Consider the following 12,885-nt stretch of genomic DNA (forward strand, 5'->3'; position numbering starts at 1 on the left):
TGATTCTCGTCTGGCCACCGAGGCGGTACGGGCTGGAGTGTCCTCATGGGTGCCTAAAAGGCTTGGTCTGCAACACCTGATGTCGGTCCTACGGGGTGCCCGTAACGGCGAGAGCTGGTTTCCGCCGCCGCTGCTGGGGGCCGTCCTCGCGGATCTGGCCCGCCCACAGCCCTCCCCGGCGGAGGAAAAGATCTCGACTCTCACGAGCCGTGAGCGTGAGATCCTTCAGTGCATGGTGAACGGACTTGACCGCACCGCGATAGCCAGGCGTCTTTTCCTCTCGGCCAACACGGTGCGTACCCATATCCAGAATCTGCTCGGAAAGCTTGACGTCCATTCGGCGCAGGAGGCGGTTGCCCTGGCCGCACGTGCCGGGATCAGCGGTGACGAAGCGCCTGACGCCAGACCGTTCTCACGTCTCAATCCGCATCTCTCACATTAGGCGTTAGGCGTTATTAGGCGGGTCGAGGGACCGCGGGCGGTGATCTGACCGGTCAGCCCGCACCGCCTGCAAGGTCACCCTCGAGTCCCAGGTAGGTCTGTTGGAGCCCGTCGACGGTGGCGGGGTCGAAGGCATAGGGGACGGCCAGCGACTCGTACATCCACATCTCAGGGCGCTCCCGGCGGGACGAAGGGACGTGCGGGCGGCGGACCGCCGTCGAGGAGCGCGCGGACGGCTGCGGTATCGAGATGGTCGGCTATCAGATCGCCGAGCGCGTCGAGCCGGCGCTGGCGGACGTCGGCGAAACAGGTGAAGGCCGGGGTGAAGGAGCGTCCGGACCGGGTGGCCGCGTCGACGAGCAACGCCCGGCGGAACGCGTCGTTCTCCAGCAGTCCGTGCCAGCTGGTGCCGGCGACCGCGCCCACGCGGGTACCGTCCGCGGCGAACGGTTCACCGCCGTCCACGGCCGGCCGGCCGTGGCGGATCTCGTAGCCGGTGACCGCGAGCCCCTCGCTGGTCGTGCCGGCACACCGGCTGAGTATCTTGTCCGGGGCGAAGGTGGTAGTCACCGGGAGCAGACCGAGGCCGTCCACCTCCCCGGTACCGGACTCGACCGGGTCGTCGATGCGACGGCCGAGCATCTGGTATCCGCCGCAGATCCCGAGCACCGGCCGGCCAGCGGCCGCGCGGGCCCGCAATGCCGCGTCCAGGCCAGCGCGGCGCAGCCAGGCGAGGTCCGCCACGGTCGCGCGAGTCCCAGGGATGATCACAAGATCGGCGTCGATCAGGTCCGCGGGCCGGGAGGCGAAGGCTACGGCCACGCCGGGCTCGGCCCGCAGCGCGTCGATGTCGGTGATGTTGGACAGTCGCGGCAGCCGGATCACCGCTACCCGCAGGAGTTCCTCGATCGCTGAGGGTCCGACCGGTGAGAGCCCTTCAGGGTAGGAGGCAAGATCGAGAGAGTCCTCGACGTCCAGCCACAGGCCGGAGCGCCACGGCAGCACACCGTGCACGGCGCGCCCGGTGAGCTGTTCGAGCTGGCGCAGACCGGGATCGAGCAGCCGGGGGTCACCGCGGAACTTGTTGATGATCCATCCGGCGATCAGTGCCTGGTCGGCCGCGTCGAGCAGCGCCAGGGTGCCGAACAGCGCGGCGAACACCCCGCCCCGGTCGATGTCGCCGACGACGAGCACCGGCAGGTCCGCGGCCCGGGCCAGCCCCATGTTCGCGATGTCGGTGTCCCGCAGGTTGATCTCCGCGGGTGAGCCCGCTCCCTCGCAGATCACCGCGTCGAACCGGCCGCGCAGGTCGGCCAGACAGTCCGCGACAACGGTGGCCAGGTGCGCCTTGTGCGGACGGTAGCCCAGGGCGTCCACCTCGGCGACGGGACGGCCCAGCACGATGAGCTGGCTGTGCCGGTCGCCGCCCGGTTTGAGTAGCACCGGGTTCATCGCCGCCTCCGGCTCGGCCCCGGCGGCGGCGGCCTGCATCGCCTGGGCACGACCGATCTCGGCGCCGTCCGTCGTGACGACGGAGTTCAGCGCCATGTTCTGGGCCTTGAACGGCGCGACCCGCACCCCTTCCCTGGCCAGCCATCGGCACAGCCCAGCGGTGACGACGCTCTTGCCCGCGTCCGATCCCGTTCCGGCGATCAGCAACGCGCCGCCGCTCACCGCCCGTTCCGCCGCCGCGCCCGGCTGGACGTCCACGCTGACCAGGCTGCTGACCACGTTGCCGAGCGGGCCGCCGAGGCAGCCGCGGCGACACCCGCTGACAGCGCCAGCGCGCTGGCGCTGACCGCGGCGGACAGGACCGCGGCCCGTTCCAGATCGGCGGGCTGGGCGGCCCGGCCGTATCCCATGACCGGCCGGTGTTCGACCCCGTGGTGGTAACGCAACGTCCCGCCCAGGCGCAGCCCGAGCGCGCCGGCGAACGCGGCCTCCACCTGACCGGCGTTCGGGCTCGGATGGCTTGCGCCGTCGCGGCGCATCACCCAGTAGGCGTCGACGGGTGAGCCGCCGACGACCGGCGCGCACGCGCATGCCAGGAGGCCGGCGACCCGGGACGGCAGGAGGTTCGCGAGGTCGTCCAACCGGGCCGACGCCCAGCCGAAGCGGGCGTGCCGGCTGCTGCGGTAGCCGACCATGGCGTCCAAAGTGTTGATCGCCCGGTAGCCGAGCAGGCCCGGTACGCCGCCGAGGGCTCCCCACAGCAGGGGCCCGACCACCGCGTCCGAGGTGTTCTCCGCCAGCGACTCGACGCCGGCCCGGGAAAGCCCGCCGGTGTCGAGCACAGCGGGATCCCGACCGCACAGCGCCGGTAGGCGGTCCCGGGCCGCGGCCACATCACCGTGGGCGAGGTCGCTGCCGAGCCGGCGGCCATGGCGGCGCAGGGACGTGCCGCCGAGGACCGTCCACGTCGCCGCCGCGGTCAAGGCCAACGAGGTTGCCCGCTGATAGCCCAGTCGGCTGCCGGCCCGGTCCATACCGGTCCGCGCCAGCGCGCCGAGCGCGACCGTGCCGCCGGCGAGCATGGATGTGTAGGCCAGACCGGCGGCGCGGTTGTCGTGGTAGAGCAGCCGTTCGGCACGGTCGGCAACAGTGCCGAAAGCGGCTACCGGGTGCATCCGCGCCGGGTCGGCGAGGATGACGTCGAGCGCTGCGCCCGCCAGCAGACCGGCGGCGCGGACCCATCCGGACATGTGTACTCCCGCGACGTGTGGCTGGAGATCGGCTCTTCACCACCGCCAGCTCGGCGGTGTGGTCGGGCGTTCAGCGCCGCAAGCGGGGCCGCCGCGACGGTTCCGTACGGGTGAGGTCATGCTGGGATCTGGCCGAGAGTGGGGAACAGATGGCGTCAGGGGGCACTCCCACCGGTTTCCTCCGTGTCCATCGGCTGGGGCCCGGTGCATCGGCTGGGCCTGTTGAGGAGAACAGATCCTCCGGCTTCCGGTCAAGTGCACCAACCGGTCACCCGTACCCTTCGTACCCTTCATCGGCGGACGACCGTATCTGGGGCCGGCCAGCAGGCAGGCCGGTGTGGCGCGGCGGAGTCAACCGGTGAACGGGTGTAGCACGCGCGTGCCGGTGCGCTCGAAATTCCTGATGGTACGGGTGACCAGAGTCCAGCCGTGCGGCCTGGCGGTGGCCGCGCGGAGATCTATTCCGTGCTGAAGCGACCGGCGTCTTCCGGTCACAGCATCATGGAGTAGGCGACAACCCCGCGCCGGACGGCGTCGAGCGCGGCGTGGGCCGTGCGGCGGGCCCGCGAGCCATCCGGCGCGACCTGGGCGATCTGGTCGAGCAGGTCGATGAGCTGGCGCATCCAGCGAACGAAGTCCCCGGCGGTGACCTCCAGCCCGGAGTCGGTGAGGACCTTCGCCAAGGACAGCCCGGAGGCCCACCCGAACGCCGCCCAGACGAAGCCCGGCTCAGGCGGGCGCAGGAAGTCAAGCTGCTGGTCAGCCTCGACCTCACGCAGCCGGTCGGCGAGGCGGGCCGTTGCGGCCAGCGCCTCCCGCAACGCCGGGTCGCCGGGGATCTTCGGGGTGGCGGTGTCCTCACCGCGAGGTTCGTAGACCAGCGTGGAGACAGCCGCGGCCAGCGCCGCGGGCGAGAGCTCGTCCCATACGCCGGCACGCAGGCATTCCGCGACCAGCAGATCCTGATCGGTGTACATACGCCCGAGGACACGGCCGGAGGCGGTGACGGCGTCACCGCGCAGATAGTCCAGGGTTTCCAGCGAGGCGCACACCCTGTCAAAGACCTTCGCGACGGTGTTCGTGCGGCCGGCGATCCGCCGCCGTAGCGTATCGGTGTCCCGCTGGAGCTTCGCATGGCGTTCGATCACACGCAGATGCGCCTCCCGGTCCGGGCAGCCGTGCACCGGATGGGCCCGTAGCGCACGGCGCAGCCGGGCGAGGTCCGCGTCGTCGGCCGCGCTCGCCCGCGCGCGGGCCCGGCGTCCGGCTTCCGCGGGAATCTCGATGGCGCGTAGGGACGAGGCGAGATCACGACGGGACTGCGGGGAACGCGGGTTGAACGTCTTCGGGACCCGCACCCGCCCCAGCGCCTCCACCGCGCAGGGAAAGTCGAGCAGCGACAGCCGGCGGACCTGCCGGTCGACAGTGAGGACAACCGGCCGGGGATCGGCGCCGTTGGCGCCCGGGTCGAGCACGACCGCCAGCCCGCCGCGCCGGCCCGCCGGGATACGCACGACATCGCCGGCCCGTAGCCGGCTCAGTGACTCGACCGCCTCGGCCCGTCGGCGGGCGCTGCCCTCGCGTGACAGCGCCGCCTCCCGCGCTTTGATCGCCTCCCGCAGCGCCGCGTACTGCTCCACTGGCCCCTGCGTGCACGCCATGCTGGCAGCCAGCTCCGCCAGCGCGCCATCGTTGCGGCGGACCTGCCGGGCCAGGCCGACGACCGCGCGGTCGGCCTGGAACTGGGCGAAGGAGGATTCAAGAACACCGCGGGCCTCGGTCCGCCCGAGCCGACCGACGAGATTGACCGCCATGTTGTAGGACGGGCGGAACGACGACCGCAGCGGATACGTACGGGTTGACGCCAGCCCCGCGAGCGCGACCGGGTCGAAGCCAGGCTGCCACAGCACGACCGCGTGGCCCTCGACGTCGATACCCCGCCGCCCTGCCCGCCCGGTGAGCTGGGTGTACTCCCCCGGGGTGATGTCGGCACGGCTTTCGCCGTTGAACTTGCTGAGGCGTTCCAGAACGACCGTGCGCGCCGGCATGTTGATACCGAGCGCGAGGGTCTCCGTGGCGAACACGGCACGCACCAGACCACGGACGAACAGTTCCTCGACGACTTCCTTGAAGGTGGGCAGCATCCCGGCGTGGTGTGCGGAGATCCCGCGTTCCAGACCATCCAGCCACTCCCAGTAGCCGAGTATGCGGAGGTCATCCGAAGGGATGCTGGCTGTGCGTGCTTGCACATGCTGGCGGATGCTGTTCCGTTCATCCAGCGTCGTCAGCTGGAGACCGGCGCGCACACAGGCGGCGACCGCGGCATCGCAGCCGGCCCGGCTGAACACGAAGGTTATCGCCGGCAGCAGCCCGGACCGGTCCAGGTGCTTGATGACGTCGGGCCGGCTCGGTACCCAGGCCCGGCGGCGCGGTGGCGGACCCGCGCCGCCACGGCCAGGGCCGCCGCCGGGCCGAGCGCGCGGCGTCTCGGGACGCCGGTTCTCCTCCCGGGCGAGTCGGAGCAGGCTCGGGTTGATCCGCCAATGCGCGGCCGGTTCCGTCGACGGCCCGGTCACCGCGTCGGCCCGCGCTCGCAGGATGTCGTCCACGGACAGCGGACCACCGTTGACGAACAGGTCGTGCATCTCCCGGTCGGCTAGGACGTGCTGCCACAGCGGTACCGGACGGTGCTCACTGACCACCACGCGGGTGTGCCCGCGCACGGTCACCAGCCAGTCGGCGAACTCCTCCGCGTTGCTTACCGTCGCGGACAGCGACACCAGACGGACACGCTGGGGAAGATGAATGATCACTTCTTCCCACACGGCCCCCCGCTGGCGGTCGGCGAGATAGTGGACCTCGTCCATGACGACGAAGGCGAGACGATCGAGGCCGGCGGGCTCCGCGTAGAGCATGTTCCGGAGGACCTCGGTGGTCATGACGACCACCGGCGCATCCGGGTTACGGGAGGTGTCGCCGGTCAGCAGGCCGACCGAGCCGCTTCCGTGACGGGCGACGAAGTCGGTGTACTTCTGGTTCGACAATGCCTTGATCGGTGTGGTGTAGAAGCAACGCTGGCCTCGCGTGAGCGCGAGGTGGGCCGCGAACTCACCGACGATCGTCTTGCCGGCACCAGTAGGAGCGGCAACCAGGACGCCTTCACCCGCTTCGAGCGCGTCGCAGGCCGCACGCTGAAAAGAATCGAGGCCGAATGGATACCTGCCCGCGAAATCGGCCAGTGCGCTGGGGGAGGTCTCAGGCAAGGCCTCGGGGCCTGGGGAGCCCGCGGGCGCGGTGGACACCTCGTCAGCGTACGGGACCGCTGGCGCGACGTTGCTAGTGGTCGCCGCCGGCAGTTGTTCGGGGGGTGCCGGATGACAGACGGATGCATCGTGCGGCGGAGAAGGCCCAGGTAGCGGTGTTCTACCTGGGCCGACGAGCCGGGGTACCCGTGCATCGCGAAGCGATGTGCGGGGAGCGATGAGGCGAGGCGCCGTCTGGCGTCGGCAGACCCTGGACGAACGTCCGGCGGCGACCACTAGGACCGTCCGGCTCGCGTCGCCAGGGCGGCGCCTCGCGATCCATCCACCCGGACGCCGCTCCCTGGTCGAACGCCCTGCGGCCGGGGCCGCCCAGCGGCCAGAGCGAGGAGCGGAGGGCGGGCGGTGGTGCTCAGGTGACGTCGAGGTGAGCCGCGTTCGACGGTGTACTGCCGGTGCCCACGGTGGTTCCCACCGGGTCGCCACCGCTGGAGCGCTCGTCCGGCCGCGGGAGATCGTCGAAGTCGAGCGGTGAAGCTTCGTCGTCATCGAGATCCGCGTACGGCGATGTGTCGCCACGGCGGGCCCGGCGCCGGTCATTGACCCAGCCGATAATGAGCGCGACCTCGTACAGCAGACACATGGGCAGGCCGAGAGCAATCATTGTGAACGGGTCCTGGCTCGGTGTGACCACGGCGGCGAACACGAACACGAGGAAGATCTCGGGACGGCGCCACGCGCGCAATGTCCGCGTGGGAACCACGCCTGCCAGATTCAGCATCGCGACCAGCAACGGGACCTCGAACGACAGCCCGAACACGATGAGCATCGCGATGACGTAGGAGAGGTACTTGTTGACGTCGAGCAGGCTGACGAGACCGTCTCCGCTGAAACCGAGCAGCAGCTGGAGGCCCTTGTTCAGGGTCAGATAGGCGAAGTAGCCACCGAGGGTGAACAGCACCAGGGAAGAGCTGACGAACGCCAGTGACCAGCGGCGCTCGTTGCGGTGCAGCCCTGGCGTGATGAACGACCAGAGCTGGTAGAGCCAGACCGGGGCCGAGACCACGGCTCCGGCGATGAGCGAGATCTTCAATCGGATCATGAAAGCGTCGAGGATGCCGAAGAAGTACAGCTGGCATTCTCCGCCACCGGCACGGGACTTCGCCGGCAACGAGCAGTACGGCTCCTTCAGGAGGTCGAAAATACGCGGTTCGAAGATGAAGCAGACCACGGTGGCGATGGCTAGCGCGATCAGCGCCTTCGCCAGCCGGTCGCGCAGCTCACGAAGGTGCTCGGTGAGCGACATCCGGCTGTCTTCGACCGTCCTGGTACGGCGGAACTGCACCGCCTGCACGATCCGCCGCGGTGTGGGCAACCGGGGCACGGGCGGCGACTCCTGCTCGTGGACGAGAGGGTGAGGGATGTGTCAGCGCTGGAGGCCGCTGTCGCCTGCCGTGACGGAGTGGCCGTTGACCGACGGCGCGCCAGCCGTGGCCTGCTGCGCAGCCGCAACCGCCGGGGCGGGCTCGATCGGCCGTGGTGCCGGTGCCGGCTGGGCCTGCGGCGGCGCGGTCACGGTGGGGTTCTCATCATCCTGGCTGAGGCCCTTGGTTTCGGCCTTGAAGATCCGAAGTGAGCGTCCGACCGAGCGTGCCGCCTCGGGTAGTTTCTTGGATCCGAACAGCAGGATGACCACAAACGCGATAATCAGAAGCTCGGGGGTACCGAGATTGGGCATGGCGTGCCTCCTTCACTTCGATGTCCGGTCCCAACGACCGGTGCGCGCCTGATACTACGTCGGCTTGATGTTACGTCGGCTAGCCTGGCCTCGTCAGACAACGGCCTGATGTTATGCACGTGACGGGCTCATAACCAGGATCTGTCGTGTCGTGACCGGCTGCCCGGCCCGGCCGATGCCCGCTCACCGAGTCTCGCGCTGGCCTCGGCGGCGTCGAGCCGTCCAGCCAACGCGGCCGTCTCCTCGGTGAGGCCGGCCAGCCGGTCCCGCAGCTTCCCGACCTCACTGGTGACCAGGCGCACCCTGCTGAACAGGCGATACGCCAACGCGCCAAGCGCAACGCAGGCCAGCAGGACAAGAGCACAGTCGATGAGCAGCCAACGCACGGGATCAACCTACCCCGCTCGCGGCCGGGGCTGGAGGCCGTAGGCAGCCAAGGCACGGACAGCGACAGCGTGCACCTCGGCCGCGAGCTCCGCCGGCTCCACCACCCGTGCCTGGTCCCCGAGACCCAGCACCAGTCTGCGTAACCAGCCTGTTTCCGACACCCGCAGTTCGATCAGCAGGCAGCCGGCTCCGATCTCCCGCTGGGACTCGACCGGGTAGTAGTCGGCAACCCAGCGGGCTCCCGGATGCAGTTCGAGCACGGCCCGAAGATCGTATGGCCCGGGCTGGTAGAGGCTGCCCGTGGTCTCGCGCGGCGCCGCCGTGGGCGGCGGCGCGGCCGGGAGGTCGAGAACGGTGACCCCCTGGGAACCGTCGATCCGGTCCAGCCGGAACAGCCGGACCGCCTTCGACCGATGGCACCAGCCCTCCAGGTACCAGCGGCCGTCACGGGCCAGTACCCGCATCGGATCGACATCACGTTCGGTGAGTTCGTCGCGGGACCAGACCAGGTAGCGAAGGTGCAGCCGCCGCTTCCGGGCGACAGCGTCCTGGATGATGCGCAGGACCTCGTCCTGAGCATCGAGCTCGACCCTGACCCGTTCCGCGGGCAGGGCCCCGACCGCTTTCTCCAGTTTCGCCACCGCGCGGTCGAGAGCGTCGCGGGCGGACAGCCCGGGCACCTCGGCGAGGGTGCGGGCCGCGACAACCAGCGCCATGGCTTCGTCCGCCGACAGCCGCAGCGGCCGGTCAAGGGTCTGCGGGTCGACAACGGTGACCTGATCGGCGGAGTAGCTCAGGTCGATGAGGTCGCCGGGCGCACCGCCAGGCAGGCCGCAGACGAACAACAGGTCAAGATCGTCCCGGAGCTGCCGTACGCTGATCCTGAAGGTCGCGGCGGCTTCGTCGAGGGTGACGCCCGGGTGCGCCCGCAGCCATGGCACCAGGGCGAGCAGCCGGCTCAGTCGATCGGTCGAGGCTTCGGCGGCCGACGGGCTCACGGTGCTGCCGGTCCCGCGGTCGGTGCCCGCTCCGTGCACGGCCGGGGAGCCTGGCCGCCCGGTACGGTGTGCGCCCACGCCGCGTCGGTCAGCCGGCGCACCACCTCGGTGCGCAGCTGCCGGGGCCGTACCACCAGGACGTCATCGCCGTACCCCACCACCCAGCGGGCCATGCGCTCGATATCGGAGTAGTCAATCTCTACGATGTCCATCCCGGTCATGCCCGGCACGCCCGTGTCCTGCCCGGTCGCCGCGGACAGGACACGGGCGTGCCGGCGCAGCGCGTGGCCAGTCCCCGGACGTATCCGCAGTACGGCGGTGCGGGTCCGTTCCGGCGGCGCGGACGCCGACACCAGCGCCCGCAGATCGACGGTTTCGGGCATCCGGACCGCCCCGGGCGGTCCGACCGGGCGCACGGTGCCGGTCACCCGTGACAACCGGAACACCCGGGCCGCGGCGCGGTCCTGATCATGCCCGGCCAGGTACCAACGTCCCCGCCAGGACACCACACCCCACGGTTGGACCCAGCGTTCGCTCGGTTCGGTCTCCGTCGGTTTGCGGTAGGGGAAGCGGATCGCCTGCCCGGCCTGGACCGCCGCGAGGCACGGCGCGAACGCCGGTTCGGTCGTGCCGACGCGGGGTTCCAGGCCGTCCGGGCCGGGCAGCGTGGGAGCGCCCCCGGCCGCGAGCTTGAGTAGCGCGCTTGCGCTCGCGGCCGCCAGCGACGTGCTCGACCACAGCCGCGCGGCGAGCCCGAGGGCGGCCGCCTCGTCCGGGTCGAGGGATATCTCCGGCAGCGCGTAGTCGCTGCGCCGGATGCGGTACCCGACGTCATCGCTGAGGAACGAGTTCGATCCGGTCTCCAGCGGGATGCCGAGGTCGCGTAGGTACTGCTTGTCCCGCTCGAACATCCGGCGGAACGCCTCCTGCTCCTCGGCGGTCTCGCCAGGGGCGAAACCGTCCACGAGTTCGCCGATTTCGGCCACAGTGAGAAAACGTGATGTTGCCATCAGGCACATCGTAAGGTTCAGCAGCCGTTCCAACCGCCGACGGGACACCGTATGAGGCTAGGCCATCCGCGTTGGATCTTCAGGAGCGGCCGGTGAGAGCGGCCGGCGACAAGGATGCGGCATCGCGGGGAAGCGCTGACACGCAGTGCGCACCTCAGCCCTTCCCCGCGATGCCGCATCCCCGCTGGCCAGTCGCCCTGCGTCAGCGATCCGTCGCCTGCAGCCCGACCAGGTCCACGACGAAGACGAGGGTCGAGCCGCCGGGAATCGGCCCCTGGGCCGTTGAGCCGTAGCCGAGGTCCGGCGGGATCACGATTTCCCGGCGACCGCCGGTCTTCATGCCGGCGATGCCCTGCTGGAAGCCTGGGATGACACCGCTCAGCGGGAAGATCGCGGCCTGTCCGCGGCTCCAGCTGGAGTCGAACTCCTCACCGGTGGTCCACAGCGTTCCGACGTACTGCACCGAGACCGTGCTCTGCGTGGTGGCAGCCGCTCCGGTACCGACCACGAGATCCCTGGTCAGCAGCTTGGTACCGGGTGTACCGGACCCGGCCGCGATCGTCGGCTTGGCCTTGAGGTCGGTCGCGCCGGTGACCGCGGGCAGCCCCACGCCGCTGGCGGCGGGGCCGAGGGTGTCCGCCAGCCGTACCGGCGCGGCCTTGGTCCCGTCGGGCGCGGTGGAGCTGCCGCAGGCGGCGAGTGCGCAGGCAAGCAGAACCGCTGACAGCGCGGCGGACAGGCACCTGGCCGCGGCAGGCGTGATCGGCGCTTCTCCCGGTCCGCCGAAGGCCCGGGAGAGGGAGAGCTGGACGCCCTTGACGGGGCGGCGAAGGTCGGTCACAGGCGGGTGGTCCTCACATGCTGGCGATGAGCTTGTCGACTCGGTCGTCGACGGAACGGAACGGATCCTTGCACAGCACCGTGCGCTGAGCCTGGTCGTTCAGCTTGAGGTGCACCCAGTCGACGGTGAAGTCGCGCCGTTTCTCCTGCGCACGCTTGATGAACTCACCACGCAGCCGCGCCCGGGTAGTCTGCGGCGGGATGGACTTCGCCTCGAAAATATCAAGGTCACGACTGACCCGCTCCACCAGCCCGGCCCGCTCCATCCGGTAGTACAGGCCCCGCTGACGGTGGATGTCATGGTATTTCAGGTCCAGCTCGGCGATCCGGGGTGAGGCCAGGGACAGGCTGTGCCGGTGCCGGAACCGGTCGATCAGCACGTACTTCGTCACCCAGTCGATCTCGCGGGCGACCAGCTCCAGATCGTCGGTCTCGATCGCGAGAAGCGTTCTGCCCCACAGGTCCAGGACACGTTTGGCGATCGCGTCCCCGCCCCGGCGCTCGATGAACTCGACCGCTTTGCTGAAGTACTCACGCTGGATCTCCAGAGCGCTGGCCTCGCGCCCGCTCGCCAGTTTGATCTTACGCTGGCAGGTCATGTCATGACTGACTTCCCGGATCGCCCGGATCGGGTTCTCCAGGGACATGTCCCGTAGCACCACACCAGCCTCGATCATGCGCAGGACGAGATCGGTCGAGCCGAGTTTGAGCAAGGTGGTGGTCTCGCTCATGTTGGAGTCGCCGACAATCACGTGCAGGCGCCGGAAACGCTCGGCGTCCGCGTGCGGCTCGTCCCGAGTGTTGATGATCGGGCGGGATCGGGTCGTCGCCGAGGACACCGACTCCCAGATGTGCTCGGCGCGCTGCGAGATGCAGTACACGGCGCCGCGAGGGGTCTGCAGCACCTTGCCCGCCCCACACAGGATCTGTCTGCTCACCAGGAACGGCACCAGGACGTCCGCGAGCCGGCTGAACTCGCCGTGCCGGCCGACGAGGTAGTTCTCATGGCAGCCGTAGCTGTTCCCGGCCGAGTCGGTGTTGTTCTTGAACAGATGGATGTCCCCGGCGATGCCCTCTTCGCGCAGGCGTCGTTCCGCCTCGACCAGCAGCCCTTCCAGGATGCGCTCGCCGGCCTTGTCATGGGTGACGAGATCGGGAACGGAGTCGCACTCGGGGGTGGCGTACTCGGGATGGCTGCCGACATCGAGATAGAGCCGGGCACCGTTCTTCAGGAAGACGTTGCTGCTGCGGCCCCAGGACACGACCCGCCGGAACAGGTACCGCGCCACCTCGTCCGGAGACAGCCTGCGCTGCCCACGGAAGACACAGGTGACGCCGTACTCGTTCTCCAGGCCGAAGATGCGGCGATCCACACCGACGACCCTATGCTTCGTGCGCGCCACGGTGTGGCCGGACGCCCCGCACCGGTACTTTCGTCGTCGTGGCGGCGGTATGCGGGAACTGTGCGTAGTCAGCCCAGGAGCCGTCGGTCGCCCGCTATGTTCGAAT

General features: G+C 69.8%; 11 protein-coding genes. 1 reads left to right on the forward strand and 10 read right to left on the reverse strand.

Going from position 1 to position 12,885, the window contains the following annotated elements:
* A partial coding sequence (locus MJ785_RS03515; protein ID WP_239380029.1) for a response regulator transcription factor occupies positions 1-442 on the forward strand: 442 nt, incomplete at its 5' end.
* Between the two features lie 167 nt (positions 443-609).
* On the opposite strand, the gene MJ785_RS03520 is transcribed toward MJ785_RS03515, so the two are convergent.
* The 10 genes from MJ785_RS03520 to pafA all read right to left on the reverse strand — a co-directional run bounded on the left by MJ785_RS03520 (position 610) and on the right by pafA (position 12,749).
* Positions 610-2,115, reverse strand: a complete 1,506-nt coding sequence (locus MJ785_RS03520; protein WP_239380040.1) for a cobyric acid synthase — start codon at positions 2,113-2,115, stop codon at positions 610-612.
* Positions 2,112-3,143, reverse strand: a complete 1,032-nt coding sequence (locus tag MJ785_RS03525; RefSeq protein ID WP_239309480.1) for a cobalamin biosynthesis protein — start codon at positions 3,141-3,143, stop codon at positions 2,112-2,114. The genes MJ785_RS03520 and MJ785_RS03525 overlap by 4 nt, the downstream gene beginning before the upstream one ends.
* Before the next feature lie 491 nt (positions 3,144-3,634).
* Positions 3,635-6,445 carry an RNA helicase gene (locus MJ785_RS03530; protein WP_239346613.1) on the reverse strand — a complete coding sequence of 937 codons (2,811 nt, stop codon included), beginning with the start codon at positions 6,443-6,445 and terminating at the stop codon, positions 3,635-3,637.
* 370 nt (positions 6,446-6,815) lie between these two features.
* Positions 6,816-7,787 carry a twin-arginine translocase subunit TatC gene (tatC, locus tag MJ785_RS03535; RefSeq protein ID WP_239311183.1) on the reverse strand — a complete coding sequence of 324 codons (972 nt, stop codon included), beginning with the start codon at positions 7,785-7,787 and terminating at the stop codon, positions 6,816-6,818.
* 42 nt (positions 7,788-7,829) lie between these two features.
* Positions 7,830-8,141, reverse strand: a complete 312-nt coding sequence (gene tatA / locus MJ785_RS03540; RefSeq protein WP_239311184.1) for a Sec-independent protein translocase subunit TatA — start codon at positions 8,139-8,141, stop codon at positions 7,830-7,832.
* Positions 8,142-8,269: 128 nt separating this feature from the next.
* Positions 8,270-8,527 carry a hypothetical protein gene (locus tag MJ785_RS03545; RefSeq protein WP_239311185.1) on the reverse strand — a complete coding sequence of 86 codons (258 nt, stop codon included), beginning with the start codon at positions 8,525-8,527 and terminating at the stop codon, positions 8,270-8,272.
* 9 nt (positions 8,528-8,536) lie between these two features.
* A complete protein-coding gene (locus MJ785_RS03550) occupies positions 8,537-9,526 on the reverse strand; it encodes a YafY family protein (RefSeq protein ID WP_239311186.1) in 990 nt (329 codons plus the stop codon).
* The gene (locus MJ785_RS03555; protein WP_370651646.1) at positions 9,523-10,584 is read right to left on the reverse strand and encodes a helix-turn-helix transcriptional regulator; all 1,062 of its coding nucleotides are present in this window, start codon (positions 10,582-10,584) and stop codon (positions 9,523-9,525) included. The genes MJ785_RS03550 and MJ785_RS03555 overlap by 4 nt, the downstream gene beginning before the upstream one ends.
* Before the next feature lie 154 nt (positions 10,585-10,738).
* Positions 10,739-11,377 carry an FKBP-type peptidyl-prolyl cis-trans isomerase gene (locus tag MJ785_RS03560; protein ID WP_239311188.1) on the reverse strand — a complete coding sequence of 213 codons (639 nt, stop codon included), beginning with the start codon at positions 11,375-11,377 and terminating at the stop codon, positions 10,739-10,741.
* 13 nt (positions 11,378-11,390) lie between these two features.
* A complete protein-coding gene (gene pafA / locus MJ785_RS03565; protein ID WP_239311189.1) occupies positions 11,391-12,749 on the reverse strand; it encodes a Pup--protein ligase in 1,359 nt (452 codons plus the stop codon).
* Positions 12,750-12,885: the final 136 nt, after the last annotated feature.

The organism is Protofrankia sp. CiT1 (assembly GCF_917627335.1).
Lineage (GTDB): Bacteria > Actinomycetota > Actinomycetes > Frankiales > Frankiaceae > Protofrankia.